Genomic DNA, 14,672 nt, shown 5'->3' with positions numbered 1-14,672 from the left:
CGCTGTCAAACCGGCGCGCTTAGTCCGCTTTCGTGTGAAGCGGCTTCAATCCCGCTTCAATCTGCGGGCGCTTGGATTCCAGAAACGGCGGAAGCGCCAGCGATTCACCCAGATGACGGATATCCTCATCCGTATCGAAGCCCGGGCCGTCCGTCGCAAGCTCGAACAGAATACCGTTCGGCTCCCGGAAGTACAGGGACCGGAAATAAAACCGGTCCACGAAGCCGGAATTCGGAAAACGGACCTGCCGGACCCGGTTGATCCAGGCGCGCGGCTCTTCCTCGTTATCCACGCGGAAAGCGACGTGGTGTACGCCCCCGCGGCCGAGCTGTTCACGGGAGAGATCGTTCCTCTGCTCGATATGAACCTCGGCTCCGCTGCCGCCCTCGCCGGTTTCATACACGACGATGTCCGGCTGTCCCGGCACGTCGGCCGTGTAGCGGCCTTTTTCACGGAAGCCCAAAAGCTCCGTCAGCACAATCACCGTCGGTTCCGGGTCCTGCACCGTCAGTTTGACGGGGCCGAGTCCGAGGATGCCGTATTCGGCGGGTACCGGGCTTCTGTCCCATGGCGTGCCGCCGGCGACCCCTTTGTTGTCTTGGTCGGACACAAGAACCAGGCGCTGGCCTTCGAAATCGCGGAATGCCAGTGTCGCGCGTCCCGCACGGTCTTGAATGTCGTCGTGGTCGACACCGAATTCGGCGAACCGCTTTTTCCACCAGCCTAAAGCTTCGTCACCGGTAACACGCAGGGAAGCGGCTGAAATGCTGCTGACCCCCTCGCGGTTCCGCGCGGCCATCGGAATTTCGAAGAACGTCAATTCCGTTCCGGGATTGCCTTTCTCGTCTCCGTAAAACAAGTGATACACGCTGATATCATCCTGATTGACCGTCTTCTTCACCAGACGGAGCCCCAGAACCTTCGTGTAAAACTCGAAATTTTCCGGTGCTTGCGCCGTGATGGCCGATACGTGGTGGATGCCTTTAAGTTCCATCATGATGTCCTCCCCGGTTGTATTGTGTGGTCAGGATTGTTTCTGGACTTTCTTCAGCAGCTCCAGAAGCTGCTTCTTCTCTTCCCTGTCCAAAGCGTCAAATTGGGAAGCCTGAAACTGTTCCTGCTGCGGAACGACTTCGTCAAACAAAGCTTGTCCTTCCGCCGTCAGGGAAATATATTTGGTCTTCCATTCCTGCTCGCGTCTGATCCAGCCCAGTTCCTCCATCTTACTCAGCAGCTGCGCAATATTGCCCTTGGTGACCAGAAGCTTGTCCGCCAATTCCTGCTGAGTCAACCGCTCGTGCGAACCGACCTGGACCAGCACGTCGAACTGAGCGGCCGATAAGTTCCAGGCTTTCAAATGCTGATTCGATAACCGGATGCTCTGATTGTACACACGGGACAGCCGGAACCAGATCAGCACCCCCAGCTTCTCTTCCTGTTTGGAAAGAGGCGGTTTCTTATTCTCTTGCATCGGTTCACCCCGCTTTCGTTGATAACTTAAGTTTAGTACTAAACTGATAAAAAGTCAATGTCCTCCTCACCGACCTGCGGGCAAACTAAAAACCGTTCCGGGTTGGAACGGTTTTACTTTTGTAGGGTAAGGGAGATTGCCCGCGTCTTCGCTTTTGCAACGAGCGAAGCTCCATCGCGGGGGTGCGAAAACGACTTTCCACCTCCCAACATCGGCTTCCTACGGACTCGACCATTCCCGTGGTTCTCCTAGCCGCTCTTCTTGCCGCGCTTGGGCTTTTTGGATTCCTGCTGTTCCGAAGAAACTACTACCTTCACTTGGACATCTTGCCGGGTTGTAACAGTCGGACCAAGACTTTCCGCCATACGATGAATGGCATCGAACACAAGCCCCTGGTCCATCAATCTTTTCACTTCATCCAGATCAATCGGCTCCGCAGAAGCTTGCCTTGTTACGTGTACCGAAGAGGTTTGCGAGGTCTGCGAGTCATCTTTGCTCTCCCGCGGCTCTTTTTCCTTTTTCAGCCCGGACGCCCGCATCGCCTTTTCCATCTGAGCACGCACCGCTTCGACCTGATCTTCGATCTCTTCTCCCGATTGACCTTCTCTTATTTCGGACAGAGGGGGGAGTGTATCGAGAAGGGTTTCGATTTCGTCCATTTGTGTACGGATCGGCAAAAGCGTATCGTGTACATTGATCAGATCAGTCAGCTGTTTATCGTCGATGGCTTCGATTAATGCCAGCTGGGCGGCCAGTCCTTTCTGGACTTCTGCAAGTTGATAGCTGTCTGACAATGCTTCAAGACGCTTCATTAACTGATTTCCCTTTGTCTGGAGCTGTAAAAGGATGCTTTCATTCTCATGTTCCATGGCGATCAGCTTTTCTATCTTTTCTTTAAGAGAGTGACAGCTTTTTTCGAAGGCAGCCATGTCTTCCCTAATCACTTGTATACGATTATTGGAATCTTTGTGCGTAAAAATGGTTGCTATTCGTTTTCTCAGGTCTTCGAGATTTTCCCAGGCTGCTTGTAATTCGCCTTTAACCGGCCTCAGATTTTTTTCCGTTGCACGGCCTTTGTATAACTCCGTAAGAGGCAGGATCTTCGCCTCCATATGAAAAAGTTCACCTTCGAGTTCACTCGCTTTATGTGTTAATTTTCGTTTATCGATTACGAGCAGAATAAAACCCATGGTTAAAAATAGAATCATAATAACAAACGCCCAGAATAAAATTTTTCCTAGAATAGACATGTTACTTCCTTTCTGCCCCGTCATCGGCTTCACAACTCGCTGTTTCCGGGCGCGGAAATAGGCACGGATTGATACGGGCTTCTTCTGCCGCCTTCTTTTGCACTGTTAGAAGCGGCGGTCTTTCGGGCAGCAGAATAGCTCCGTCACAGCAACCGTCCACCGTCTGCCCGCAAACCTATTTAAAATTCACGTTGATCACAACACTTTTACTTTCCTCTTCATCCTCGTACTCTTCCTGCTGGTCGGCGATTTGCTCGACACGCGCGTTATAAGCCTGGACATTGGCGGCCATCGCTTCCGCATCCCGCTTGATTCGGTCAAGCTGGACGGGAGGACTGCTCATGCGGCGTTCGATCAAGTCCTTCTGCTCGTGAATTTTGTATTTCAAATCGCCGAGATCCCGGGAATGCAGCGCTTCTTCCAGATCTTCCGAGGAAATATACGATACCGTTTCCTGAAAATCCATCCAGCAGGCATGCACGCGCTCCCTGAGAGCGTTCAGTTCCTTATTGGCCGATTCATACACCTGCAGGCGGGCATGTTTCTTTTCGGCCAGCTCGTACTGCTCCATCAAGGCGATGAGTTTTTTGCCGCCTTCGTTAAAACGTCCTTCCGACAGCAGGTTCTCCACCTCGGGAAGCTTATGAGTAATTTCACGGTACAAGACCGTGAATTGATCGAATTCGCCGCGCATAAACGACCAGACGGATTCCGCAAAATACGCTTTTACCCGCTTCAGCTCTTCCTTAAAGGCCGGCTCGGGATAATCCAGCTCGCGCATGCCGCTTTTCAGAAGCCGCAGCGTCTTGTTCAGGCTTTCCCTCAGCTCCGCCAGTTCTCCCGCCGCGGTAACCGAATGCTTGATCAGACCCGTCACGTCGGAAGAAAGGCGCTCCGCTTCCCGGATTCTGCCCGCGTTAAGGGCGTCCAGCATAGCGGCCGAAAGCGCCTCCGCTCGATCCAGGCTTCCAAAGGAAGTCAAGTCCGAGGAATCCAGTCCGTGCTCGCGTATGGAACGGTTCACGTCATCCCGGGCGCTGCCGATCTGTCCTTTGAATTTCTGCTGCCGGTTATGCAGCTCAGGCAGCTCCGCAAGCAGCCGTTCGATTTCGGCGAGCTGGCCGCGTTCCGGCGCAAGATGCTCCTGCACGTCAATAAAATCGCTCATCTGCTCCCGGTCGATGATCCCGATCCGCTTTTGCAGGCCGAGCAGTTCCTCTTCCAGATCATCTACCCGGTAGGCGGCCGAGCGCTCTTTCGCCCGGGTCAGAAGGGAATCTATTTTCGCTTGAAGCTCCGAAACGACCTTATCGTTCTGTTTCTCCAGCTCGCAGAGCCTGTCGATGCTCCCTTTCAGGCTGCCGTATACTCCCTGATACTGCCTCAAAAGCATCCGGCATTCGCCCATCGTTTCTTCCATCGTTTTTACATTTCCGATAAAAGAAATTTTGATGCCCGAGATCATGGCCGTCATCTCATCCAGAATGGTAGAAACATCCGCTAACTCGGCTTCTACGGGACGGATCCGCTTCTCTGCGGAAGGCCCTTTGTACAGATCGGCCAGCAGCCCGAGGCGCTCGCTGTCCCGGTACAGATCCATGGAATAAGATTGTGCTTCCCGGAGCAGCTTTTCCTTCTTTTTCCGCTGCCGGATGACCCGGATTGACTGATAGATAACGAGAATAATACCCGCAAAAATTCCGAGCTCCTTCAGCCCTATATGATTCACATTCTCTTCCTTGTCGGGTGACGCGATAATCATACCGTCCGCCAATAGAGACCCGCCCGAAGTCATCCCGCCCGCATCACTTATCGTGCCGGACTGTACGGTATAGCCGTGAACGGCGGTGTGAATCCCCAATGACTGCGCCGCAGCAGCCGGGGGTAAGAACGATGTATATGCGGTTCCGGCCAAAAGCGAGAACGCAAGCAGATTTCGTATCCATATGTTTTTCATGATAAACCTCCGCAAATGATGGATGGACCCGTTATTTCCTATAAACTCCGCATCACTGTTCCCGCTCCCAAAAGCGTTCTATCAAGTTAGACGGGTTTAGCAATCGGCTGCCTCCAGAACAGGACCCGGATGTGAGAAAAAAGGCTCATTTTGTCAGCTCTCTTCATTAAACCATAGGATACAAGCAGAATTGCAGTAAAAAAATTCCATAATCACAAACCTTTTTATAAAAAAATCCAGCCCATAACCAGCCCGAATTCCGAGGCTTCCAACCTTATTCCGGCAGCAAAAAAAGAGACCACCGCTTACGCGCAGTGATCTCCTGTTGCCAAACGTTTCGTTCTGGAGAATTTAGAACGAACGGACCGTTAGCCGGCCGATCTGGCCGCTCTCCTGTGCAAACCAGACGGCGCCGTCAGGGCCGACGGCAAGCCCGTGCGGTTCCGCTATCTCTCTGGGAATCGCATATTCGGAGATTTGACCGTCGGTAGTGATCCGGCCGATTTTGTTACTTCCCCATTCCGTAAACCACAAATCCCCGTTTGTGCCGGCTGTAATCGCATGCGGCTTTGCTCCCGGATCGGGAAGAGGATACTCGGTGATCACGCCATCTGTCGAAATCGTCCCGATCCGGCTCCCGTTAATCTCGACAAACCACAGGGCGCCGTCAGGGCCTCCCGTAATACCTACCGGCCCCGCCTTTCCGGACGGAAGCGGATACCCGGTTATCTCCCCCGCGGTCGTAATGCGGCCGATGCGATTGCCCTGATTTTCCGTAAACCACATCGCTCCGTCTGATCCCCGTGCGATAAAAGAAGGAAACGAGCCGGGCAGAGGCAGTTCGAATTCGGTAATCGTCCCGTCCGGTCTGATCCGTCCGATTTTATTTCCCGTCAATTCCGTGAACCAAATGGCTCCGTCCGGTCCCTCGGCAAGACCGAACGGCCCTGAACCCGCGGCGGGCAGCGGGTATTCCGTAAGCTCGCCCGACAAGCTGATCCGCCCGATTATACCGGCTTTATACCCGCTGAACCACAAAGTACCGTCCTCTGCCGATAGAATGGCAGAGAGCCCCGCTTCTTCCGCGGTTACCGGCCATCGGGAGTCATACGGCCGATCCGGTTTCCTATCTGCTCTGTAAACCAGACCGCTCCGTCTTTGCCGTACGTCAAACCGTACGGACCCGAATCCTTATCCGGGAGTGCAAATTCCTCAAACGCATAAGACATAGAAGTACCTCCTCCTAAACATGATAGGCGTCGTTTTGCATAAGCTGTTTAGATGCTTTTTCTCCACTATACCGTTTTCCGCAAGAGCAGGGTCAGCTAAAAAACAGATTCAGCCGTTTTTTCTTATGTTCTGCTCACGGTATAAACCGTGCAAAATTCCCGGCGCGGGGTGCTTAACGTCACACGAAAGGGGATCAGCCACTCGGGGCTGAACACAAAAAAAACCGGAATCACACCCTAAAGGGCTAATTCCGGTTTGTTCACCACTGCCGAGCAGGCTGTTAAGCTTCCGCTTTTCTGGGAGACGCATTTGCCGGAGCTTTGCCGAACCGGTAGAAGTAAATACCGGCCGCCGCAAGAACGAGGACGGCAAGCCCCAAATATATGTTGCTGTACACGGAAGCTCCTTGGTACAGATTAAAGGGATTCCACGTTACCGTCGCCCCGTTATCCAGAAGCTTGCTGTAAATAGCCGACGAGGACGCGATCCCGATAAAATTCATCATGGCCATGAGTCCCATCCCCACGCCGGCCTGGTCTCTGTCCAGTGACCGCGAAATGGTGTTGGACAGCGCAATCTGCATGAACGTCATTCCCACGTTGCCGAAGATGAGCAGAGCCGACACCACCACGGGCAGAGCGCCGGACAAGGAGGACAGCAGGACAAAGCTGATAAACAGCAGGAAGGACGCGAGATACACGAGAAAGGAATTACCCTTCTCATCCGCCAGCCTGCCGCCTCTGAGACCCATCATTGCGGATGCGGCCGCTCCCGGCACCATCATAAAGCCGATCATACCGGGCTCGATATGATTCACGTGCGACATGAGCTGAGGGATCAGGAACGATAAGGAAAAACCGAGGCCTACGATAATCAGGGAAACGACCAGGCCCGTTACGTAATGTTTGTTCAAAAACAGCCGGGGCTGGATAAAAGGCTCCTCCGCCTTCAATATGCGGAGAATAAAAAGTCCCAGCAGCACAATTCCGCTGATGACGGTAATCCAGCCGCCGTTCGTGATGCTCAGCAGCAGCAGGCTGACGGTTCCCGCCAGCAGAGCGCCGCCCCACGCATCGATTTTACCGGCCGTGCCGCGCTTGTCATCCAGCAATTTGCGGTAAGACGGCAGCGTCACCAGCGTGAGCAGGGACAGGCAGAACAACCAGCGCCAGTCCGCTACGCTCATGATCAGGCCCGACAGCACAGGTCCGAGCGCATTGCCGAGCGCCATGCCGATAGCCGAGATGCCCAAGGCTCGGCCCCGGGTTTCCGGCGGAAAAAATCGGATCGGGATAATCATCGCGGCGGCCGGAATGACCGAGGACCCCATAGCCTGGAATCCTCTTGCCAGAATGACCATCCAATAGGCGGAGGCCGACAGGCCGATAACGGACCCGAGCGCAAAAACGATCAGTCCGAACGTGATAAGCCGTTTTAACGGATATTTATCCGCGAGCTTGCCGTAAATGACCGATCCGATGGCATAAACCAGCATGTAAATGGAAGCCACCCAGCTGACCTGGGCCGAATTCAGTTGAAACTCTGCACTGATCTGCGGCAGCACAATGTTGAAGATAGAGGCGTTCATGACCGAAATGACCAGAGTGAACGCCAGAACCCGCATAAGTTTATCGCCGGTTGTTTTTTGTACAGCGGTTGACACAGCTTTCGCCTCCTCAGAGCGCAAATGATATCCGAATATTTCAGTTAACCTCGTTAATTGTAAAAGTTATGAATGTTTGTACTTGCTAACATATCGGGCGAAAAAAAACTAGGGAGTCAGCGCCTTGACGAACACCTTTACGCTTTCCCGGATAAAATCGTCGAGCGGGATGTCGGCGAACGTCCCCTCTCCCCAACCGTCCCGGTTATTCATAAACGCGCCGTAATTCATCCACATGAACGAGACCGCATGGAGCTCGGGATTCGCCGAGACCATTTTTCCCCGCTCCGCCATCTTCACGAAATACTCGGTCAAAAACTCTCTTAACTGGCGGGGATGTCTCTGTGTCTTTTCCCGAAAACCCGGCAGACTGACCGATTCTTTCAGGCTGATCTGGATCATTTTGCGGTTGCGGTTCATGATATCGTGGTAAGTTCGGCTGATCAGAAGAAGATCCGTTTCCAGCTCCCAAACCAGCTTTTCCGCAAAAAGCTTCCGCATCTCCCCGGCGTAATGAAACCGGTCGAAAGCGGATTCGAGCAAATTCTGCTTGCTTCCGAAATGGCGGAAAAGCGTCATTTCACTCAGCCCGGCGGCCGCGGCGATCTCTTTGGTCGTGACGCATTTGTAGCCCTTATCCGCTATAAGATCAATGGCTGCCAGCAGCAGTTTGTCTGAACTGCTTGAAGATGAGCCGCTCATACTCTGCCTCCTCCTCTGTCCGTGTTACTCCCGTTATGAAAAACGAATGAATCGTTCATTCATGTGTGTTAGTACTCACTATCATTTCGTTCATTCTATTCCCCTTTCCATTTGCTGTCAACCTTGAAATATGAAACGGCCTTTCCGTGGTTTACATTCGAATGCGCTCAAAAACCGCGCTGCGCCGCACCTGTGACCGAGTGCCCCGGTTCACTCGTACGGGCACAAAAAACCGCCGCATCAAAAAGGATGCGGCGGTTTGTTCGGCCGGCGGTCCGGCGAAGGACCGTTTTTCAAGCCGTAATTTCTGTGAAACACCGGCACTTGCGGGTCCTATTCGGTTACGATGTCGTGAATGAGGACTGGCGCTTCAGCGTGGTCGGCGATACGGATGTTTTCGTAAATCATAGCGATCACATCGTCCACGTTTTCACGGTTGGCGTGGATCGTTACGAGGGATTCGCCCGCTTTTACATTTTCGCCGATCTTCTTATTCAGCATAAGGCCGACGGCCAGATCGATCTCCGATTCCTTCGTGGCGCGTCCGGCTCCGAGCAGCATAGCCGCCGTACCGATTTCATCGGCGACGATTTCGGCTACGATACCGTCCTCGCGCGCCGGGACCTCGATAAGATACTTCGCTTTAGGCAGCTTCTCGGGATCGTCCACGACCGACGCGTCCCCGCCCTGGTTGGCGATGAATTCCTTGAATTTCTCCAGCGCCTTGCCGTTGCGGATCACTTCCTTCAGCTTCTCCTCCGCTTCTTCCAGGGAAGAAGCTTTGTTTGCCAGGAAGACCATTTGTCTTCCCAGGGCGAGGCAGAGATCCTCCAGATCCTTCGGCCCTTGGCCGCGAAGCGTATCGATCGCCTCCCGCACTTCCAGCGCGTTGCCGATGGCGGCGCCGAGCGGCTGGCTCATATCGGAAATAACGGCCATCGTCTTGCGGCCCACGTTGTTTCCGATGCTGACCATGGCGTGCGCCAGTTCTTTCGCGTCCTCGGGCGTTTTCATAAACGCGCCTGCGCCCGTTTTGACGTCGAGCACGATAGCGTCGGAGCCTGCGGCGATTTTCTTGCTCATGATAGAGCTGGCGATAAGCGCGATGGAATCTACGGTCGCCGTTACGTCGCGAAGAGCGTACAGCTTCTTGTCGGCAGGCGTCAGGTTGCCGGTCTGCCCGATCACGGCGATTTTGTGCTCGTTCACCAGGCTTACGAACTCATCCTTGGAAATCTCCACGTGGAAGCCTTCGATCGCTTCCAGCTTGTCGATCGTGCCGCCGGTGTGGCCCAGGCCGCGTCCGGACATTTTCGCAACGGGAATATCGAGCGCCGCTACGAGAGGAGCCAGCACCAGGGTCGTCGTGTCGCCCACTCCGCCCGTGGAGTGCTTGTCTACCTTAACCCCTTCGATGGCGGACAGATCAATCGTTTCGCCGGAGTTGACGATTGCCATCGTCAGATCGGCCCGCTCGCGCGCCGTCATATCCTTGAAGTAAATCGCCATCGCCAGTGCGCTGACCTGATAGTCCGGAATATCGCCTTTCGTGTAGCCTTCGATAATAAAGTTGATTTCTTCCGTCGTCAGTTCCTTGCCGTCACGCTTCTTCGCAATCAAATCGACCATTCTCATCGTCTTTTCTCCTCGCTTCACCAGTAAGTACTCTTAACTAATTCCTGTTCACGGGGTAACCGGTCAAACCTGTGTCCCGTTTATCCGTCTTGTCTGTCTTGTCTAACTGTCTTGTCTGTGCTGCCTACTTGCGTGGTATATCCGTCTTGTATCAGAGATACCTGTGTCACAAACCTTCCCGCCTGCGGCTTTTTTACAGCGAAATCGCCGTATCTAAAGCCACTTCCATCATCTCGTTGAAAGTAGTCTGACGCTCTTCCGAAGAGGTTTCCTCGCCTGTCAGAAGGTGATCGCTGACGGTCAGAATTGTCAGAGCGTTCGCGCCGAATTTGGCCGCAAGGGTATATAGTGCTGTCGTCTCCATCTCCACGCCCAGCACACCGTAATCCATCAGCTTCTGTACGACTGTCTTCTCGTCACGGTAGAAGATGTCGGAGCTGAAGATGTTGCCGACATGAAGCTTAAGCCCCTTCTCTACGCCGCGCTCATAAGCGGCTTTAAGCAGCGGGAAGCTCGCGATCGGAGAGTAGTCGAAGCCGCCGAAAACGTGGCGGTTCGCGCTAGAATCCGTGCAGGACGCCTGAGCCAGGATCACATCGCGGACGCGGACATGCTCCTGCATCGCTCCGCACGTGCCGACGCGGAACAGGTTTTTGACGCCGTACTGGCTGATCAGCTCGTTGACGTAAATACTGATCGACGGAATCCCCATGCCCGATCCCTGCACCGAAACCCGCTTGCCCTGATACGTTCCGGTGAAGCCCAGCATGCCGCGGACTTCGTTGTAGCAGATTACGTCGGACAAGTAAGTTTCCGCAATGTACTTCGCTCTCAGCGGGTCGCCCGGAAGCAGGATCGTTTCGGCGATATCGCCGGGTTTTGCACCAATATGAACGCTCATGAACGTGTACCTCCGTTATGAATAAGGATAGAAGGGACGGTTTATCGTCCCGGTTTATTTCAAGTCCGCCAAGAAGCTTGTGCCGTGGGCGGGCAGCGTGACGCCGAAGTTGTCCGCTACGGTAGCGCCGATATCGGCGAACGTGCGGCGCAGCGGCAGCTCTTTGCCGCCATCCGCAAAACGCGGCGAGTAAACGACCAGCGGCACGTATTCGCGTGTATGGTCCGTTCCGCGATAGGTCGGATCGTTGCCGTGGTCGGCCGTGACGATCAGCAGATCCTCGTCCGTCAATTTGGCGAACACTTCCGGCAGGCGGGCGTCGTACTCCTCCAGCGCTTGTCCGTATCCTTGCGGATCACGGCGGTGGCCGAAGAGGGCGTCGAAATCGACGAGGTTCAGGAAGCTGAGTCCGGTGAAGGACTCGCCGAGCGTGTCCACCAGCTTGTCCATGCCGTCCATGTTGGAGACGGTCCGGACCGCTTTCGTAACGCCTTCGCCATCGTAGATGTCGGAGATTTTGCCGAGTGCGATCACGTCGAAGCCTTTGTCTTTCAGCTCGTTCATCGTGGTGCGGCCGAAAGGCTTCAAGGCGTAATCGTGACGGTTGGCCGTCCGTTTGAAGCTTCCGGCTTCGCCGACGAACGGGCGGGCGATGATGCGGCCCAGCATGTACGGATCTTCAAGCGTAATTTCGCGGCAGAACTCGCAAATTTCGTAAAGCTCCTTAAGCGGCACCACGTCTTCGTGGGCGGCAATCTGCAGCACGGAGTCCGCGGACGTGTAAATGATAAGCGCGCCGGTTTTCACGTGCTCTTCGCCGAGCTCGTCGATGATTTCGGTGCCGCTGGCCGGCTTATTGCCGATCACTTTGCGGCCGGTCTTCTCTTCGATGCGCCCGATCAGCTCATCCGGGAAGCCGTCCGGAAACACCCGAAAAGGAGTCTCGATATTCAGGCCCATGATTTCCCAGTGTCCGGTCATCGTATCTTTCCCGTTCGACGCTTCCTGCATCTTCGTAAAGTAAGCCAGCGGCTTGTCCGCCGCAGGCACGCCTTCGATCGGGCTGATATTGGATAGGCCCAGCTTGGCCATGTTCGGCATGTTGAGGCCGCCCCTCTCCCGGGCGATATGTCCGAGGGTATTGACATCGAAGTCGTCGAATTTAGCGGCATCCGGCGCTTCGCCGATACCGACCGAGTCCAGCACAATCAGGTGAATCCGTTTAAACATAGTCATGTTTCACGCTTCCTTTCCTATTCAGCTTACAGGAACAGCCCCGCAATCGTAGCCGACAGGACGCTGACCAATGTAGCTCCATACAGTAATTTTAAACCAAAACGGGCCACAACGTTGCCCTGCTTTTCGTGAAGCCCTTTGACCGCACCGGCGATGATCCCGATGGAGGAGAAGTTCGCGAAGGAAACGAGGAATACCGAGACGATTCCGACGGTCCGCGGGGACATCGTCGTATGCTTGGCAAGGTCGAGCATGGCGACGAACTCGTTGGAGACCATCTTGGTTGCCATGATGCTTCCGGCTTCGACCGCTTCGGCCCAAGGCACGCCCATTACAAACGCGAACGGAGCGAAAATGTACCCGAGCAGAGACTGGAACGAGATGCCGAAAATGCCGTTGAAAATACCGTTGATCAAGGCAATCAGGGCCACGAAACCGATCAGCATGGCCGCCACGATGATAGCGACTTTAAAACCGTCGAGAATATATTCTCCCAGCATTTCGAAGAAAGACTGCTTCTCTTCTTCTTGGACTTCAAGAATATCTTCTTCCTTCGTAACCACGTAAGGGTTAAGAATCGACGAGATAATAAAACCGCCGAACAGGTTCAACACCAGCGCCGTTACGACAAACTTCGGCTCGATCATTTGCATGTAAGCTCCGACGATGGACATCGAAACCGTGGACATGGCCGATGCGCAAAGCGTGTACAGGCGGTGTTTCGGCAGCAGGCCGATCTGCTTCTTCACCGAAATGAATACTTCCGATTGGCCCAGAATCGCGGACGCCACGGCGTTGTAAGATTCAAGCTTGCCCATTCCGTTGACCTTACTGAGCACCAGACCGATGTATTTCACGATAAACGGCAAGATTTTAGTATACTGCAAAATCCCGATCAATGCGGAAATGAATACGATAGGAAGCAGCACGTTCAGGAAGAACGGAGACGTCTTGTCGTTCGCGATGCCGCCGAACACAAAATTGATCCCCTCGGACGCGTAAGCGAGAAGCGATTCGAATACACTCGCGAAGCCGCGGATCAGAAATTCGCCCGCGCTCGTATTCAGAAGAGCGAATGCCAGGACCACCTGAAGGGCGATCATGACGAACAGCGGACGGTACCGGATTTTGTGACGGTTGTTGCTGGCGGCGTAAGTAAGCCCGAACACGACAAGCACGCCCAGAATAGCAACTAAATATTTCATGTTAGTGTTTCCCCCAATGGTTGCTCGGCATCAGCACATTCGATGCGGATGCCGGTCTCTGAACCTGAAAATCTATTAAGCGCTTACATTCAATTTGCAAGAAGAAGTTTCATAACCAATTTTACTTTTTTTCCATATCGTCGGCTTGAAAAGCTCCAGGGAGCAGCCGATCGATTGTCCATTCTTCGGTATTGCCGTGAAGATTGGTCAAGTAAATCTTCGTGTTCCGGTCGCTGAATTCGGCGATAACCTGCCTGCATGCGCCGCATGGCGATACCGGTCCTTCCGTGTCCGCCACGATGGCGATCGCTTCAAGCTTGTGCCCGCCTTCGCCTTCCGAAACTGCTTTGAAAATAGCCGTCCGCTCCGCGCAGTTGGTTAAACCGTAGGATGCATTCTCAACGTTGCATCCCCGGTAAACCTTCCCGCCCGTGAGCACGGCCGCTCCGACCTGGAAGCCCGAATAAGGCACATAGGCCTGCTTGCGGGCTTCAATCGCTTCCTGAATCAGCTGGTCTTTCATGGATCCGTCCTCCTTGAAGGTCAGGGTTTAATAAGAAGAAGCGGACTGGCCGCCTTCCATGATTTTCACGCCCGAGCTCGCTCCGATGCGGGTTGCTCCGGCTTCGATCATGCCGTTCATGTCTTCGAGGCTGCGTACGCCGCCCGATGCTTTGACGCCTACGTCGGGACCGACGGTTTTGCGCATCAGCGCTACATCCGCAGGTGTCGCTCCACCCGTCGAGAACCCGGTGGACGTCTTCACGAAGTCCGCTCCCGCTTTAACCGCCAGCTCGCTTGCGCGCACTTTTTCCTCGTCCGTAAGAAGGCTGGTTTCAATGATAACTTTAACGAGGGCTTTGCCCGCGGCAGCTTCGACAACAGCTCTGATGTCGTTTTCCACCAGCGTATCGTCTCCGGCTTTCAAGGCGCCGATGTTGATGACCATGTCGACTTCTCCGGCTCCGTTTGCAATCGCATCCTTCGTTTCAAACGCTTTCACGGCAGATGTCGTAGCACCCAGAGGGAATCCGATGACCGTACAAACTTTCACGGGCGTTCCCGCAAGCTGTTCGGCCGCATAAACGACCCAGGTCGGATTTACGCAGACGGACGCGAATCCGTACTTCTTCGCCTCTTCCGTCAGCTTCGTGATTTCAGGCTTTGTGGCGTCTGCGCGAAGCAGCGTGTGATCGATCATTCCGGCTATGCTCATGTGTTTACACTCCTTGATTATGAGTTGTCATGCCCTGTAAAAAAGACAGTGTGTGTAGGAATTCCATGCCTTCATAATAGCACACACGTGAACATATGTAAAACACATCGTAAAATTATGTTCATGTCATTTTTGTGTCTCAGGGGCTTATTCCGCTCTTTTTCCGAACATAAAAAAGAGCCCTTACAGTCTTCTTTCCCAAGAAG

12 protein-coding genes and 1 pseudogene are annotated in these 14,672 nt (G+C 54.0%); all 13 read right to left on the bottom strand.

The window, feature by feature from the left end; translation table 11 throughout:
- Positions 1–19: 19 nt before the first annotated feature.
- Complete coding sequence (locus tag C4S74_RS16005) at positions 20–994, bottom strand: ring-cleaving dioxygenase (RefSeq protein ID WP_103996303.1); 975 nt, start codon at positions 992–994, stop codon at positions 20–22.
- Positions 995–1,024: 30 nt separating this feature from the next.
- Entirely contained in the window at positions 1,025–1,471 is a 447-nt protein-coding gene (locus C4S74_RS16000) for a MarR family winged helix-turn-helix transcriptional regulator (protein ID WP_103996302.1), read from the bottom strand.
- Between the two features lie 248 nt (positions 1,472–1,719).
- Positions 1,720–2,754 carry a hypothetical protein gene (locus C4S74_RS15995; protein WP_103996301.1) on the bottom strand — a complete coding sequence of 345 codons (1,035 nt, stop codon included), beginning with the start codon at positions 2,752–2,754 and terminating at the stop codon, positions 1,720–1,722.
- A gap of 142 nt (positions 2,755–2,896) precedes the next feature.
- Positions 2,897–4,678, bottom strand: a complete 1,782-nt coding sequence (locus C4S74_RS15990) for a hypothetical protein (RefSeq protein WP_103996300.1) — start codon at positions 4,676–4,678, stop codon at positions 2,897–2,899.
- Positions 4,679–5,029: 351 nt separating this feature from the next.
- A pseudogene (locus tag C4S74_RS15985) lies at positions 5,030–5,907 on the bottom strand (Virginiamycin B lyase).
- Between the two features lie 281 nt (positions 5,908–6,188).
- Positions 6,189–7,571 carry an MFS transporter gene (locus tag C4S74_RS15980; RefSeq protein WP_103996299.1) on the bottom strand — a complete coding sequence of 461 codons (1,383 nt, stop codon included), beginning with the start codon at positions 7,569–7,571 and terminating at the stop codon, positions 6,189–6,191.
- 108 nt (positions 7,572–7,679) lie between these two features.
- Positions 7,680–8,273, bottom strand: coding sequence for a TetR/AcrR family transcriptional regulator (locus C4S74_RS15975; protein WP_103996298.1), 594 nt, complete (start codon positions 8,271–8,273; stop codon positions 7,680–7,682).
- A gap of 333 nt (positions 8,274–8,606) precedes the next feature.
- Complete coding sequence (locus C4S74_RS15970) at positions 8,607–9,908, bottom strand: pyrimidine-nucleoside phosphorylase (RefSeq protein WP_103996297.1); 1,302 nt, start codon at positions 9,906–9,908, stop codon at positions 8,607–8,609.
- A 193-nt stretch (positions 9,909–10,101) separates the two neighbouring features.
- The gene (gene deoD, locus C4S74_RS15965) at positions 10,102–10,809 is read right to left on the bottom strand and encodes a purine-nucleoside phosphorylase (protein WP_103996296.1); all 708 of its coding nucleotides are present in this window, start codon (positions 10,807–10,809) and stop codon (positions 10,102–10,104) included.
- Between the two features lie 54 nt (positions 10,810–10,863).
- On the bottom strand, positions 10,864–12,045 hold the full coding sequence (gene deoB / locus C4S74_RS15960; RefSeq protein ID WP_103996295.1) for a phosphopentomutase: 1,182 nt from the start codon (positions 12,043–12,045) through the stop codon (positions 10,864–10,866).
- 26 nt (positions 12,046–12,071) lie between these two features.
- The gene (locus C4S74_RS15955; RefSeq protein ID WP_103996294.1) at positions 12,072–13,250 is read right to left on the bottom strand and encodes a NupC/NupG family nucleoside CNT transporter; all 1,179 of its coding nucleotides are present in this window, start codon (positions 13,248–13,250) and stop codon (positions 12,072–12,074) included.
- A 121-nt stretch (positions 13,251–13,371) separates the two neighbouring features.
- Entirely contained in the window at positions 13,372–13,773 is a 402-nt protein-coding gene (locus C4S74_RS15950; protein WP_009674813.1) for a cytidine deaminase, read from the bottom strand.
- Between the two features lie 27 nt (positions 13,774–13,800).
- Positions 13,801–14,466, bottom strand: a complete 666-nt coding sequence (deoC, locus tag C4S74_RS15945) for a deoxyribose-phosphate aldolase (protein WP_103996293.1) — start codon at positions 14,464–14,466, stop codon at positions 13,801–13,803.
- Positions 14,467–14,672: the final 206 nt, after the last annotated feature.

Source organism: Paenibacillus sp. UNC499MF, from assembly GCF_900107975.1.
Classification (GTDB): Bacteria; Bacillota; Bacilli; order Paenibacillales; family NBRC-103111; genus Paenibacillus_F.
The sequence above is the reverse complement of the archived record's forward strand: the minus strand, read 5'-3'. Positions and strand labels throughout refer to the sequence as shown.

Excerpts from the sequence above, each read along its gene's own strand:
- deoD (WP_103996296.1), bottom strand. The coding sequence starts at position 10,809 with ATGAGCGTTCATATTGGTGCAAAACCCGGCGATATCGCCGAAACGATC.
- C4S74_RS15950 (WP_009674813.1), bottom strand. The coding sequence starts at position 13,773 with ATGAAAGACCAGCTGATTCAGGAAGCGATTGAAGCCCGCAAGCAGGCC.
- deoB (WP_103996295.1), bottom strand. The coding sequence starts at position 12,045 with ATGACTATGTTTAAACGGATTCACCTGATTGTGCTGGACTCGGTCGGT.
- C4S74_RS15975 (WP_103996298.1), bottom strand. The coding sequence starts at position 8,273 with ATGAGCGGCTCATCTTCAAGCAGTTCAGACAAACTGCTGCTGGCAGCC.
- C4S74_RS16000 (WP_103996302.1), bottom strand. The coding sequence starts at position 1,471 with ATGCAAGAGAATAAGAAACCGCCTCTTTCCAAACAGGAAGAGAAGCTG.
- deoC (WP_103996293.1), bottom strand. The coding sequence starts at position 14,466 with ATGAGCATAGCCGGAATGATCGATCACACGCTGCTTCGCGCAGACGCC.
- C4S74_RS15955 (WP_103996294.1), bottom strand. The coding sequence starts at position 13,250 with ATGAAATATTTAGTTGCTATTCTGGGCGTGCTTGTCGTGTTCGGGCTT.
- C4S74_RS15970 (WP_103996297.1), bottom strand. The coding sequence starts at position 9,908 with ATGAGAATGGTCGATTTGATTGCGAAGAAGCGTGACGGCAAGGAACTG.
- C4S74_RS15990 (WP_103996300.1), bottom strand. The coding sequence starts at position 4,678 with ATGAAAAACATATGGATACGAAATCTGCTTGCGTTCTCGCTTTTGGCC.
- C4S74_RS16005 (WP_103996303.1), bottom strand. The coding sequence starts at position 994 with ATGGAACTTAAAGGCATCCACCACGTATCGGCCATCACGGCGCAAGCA.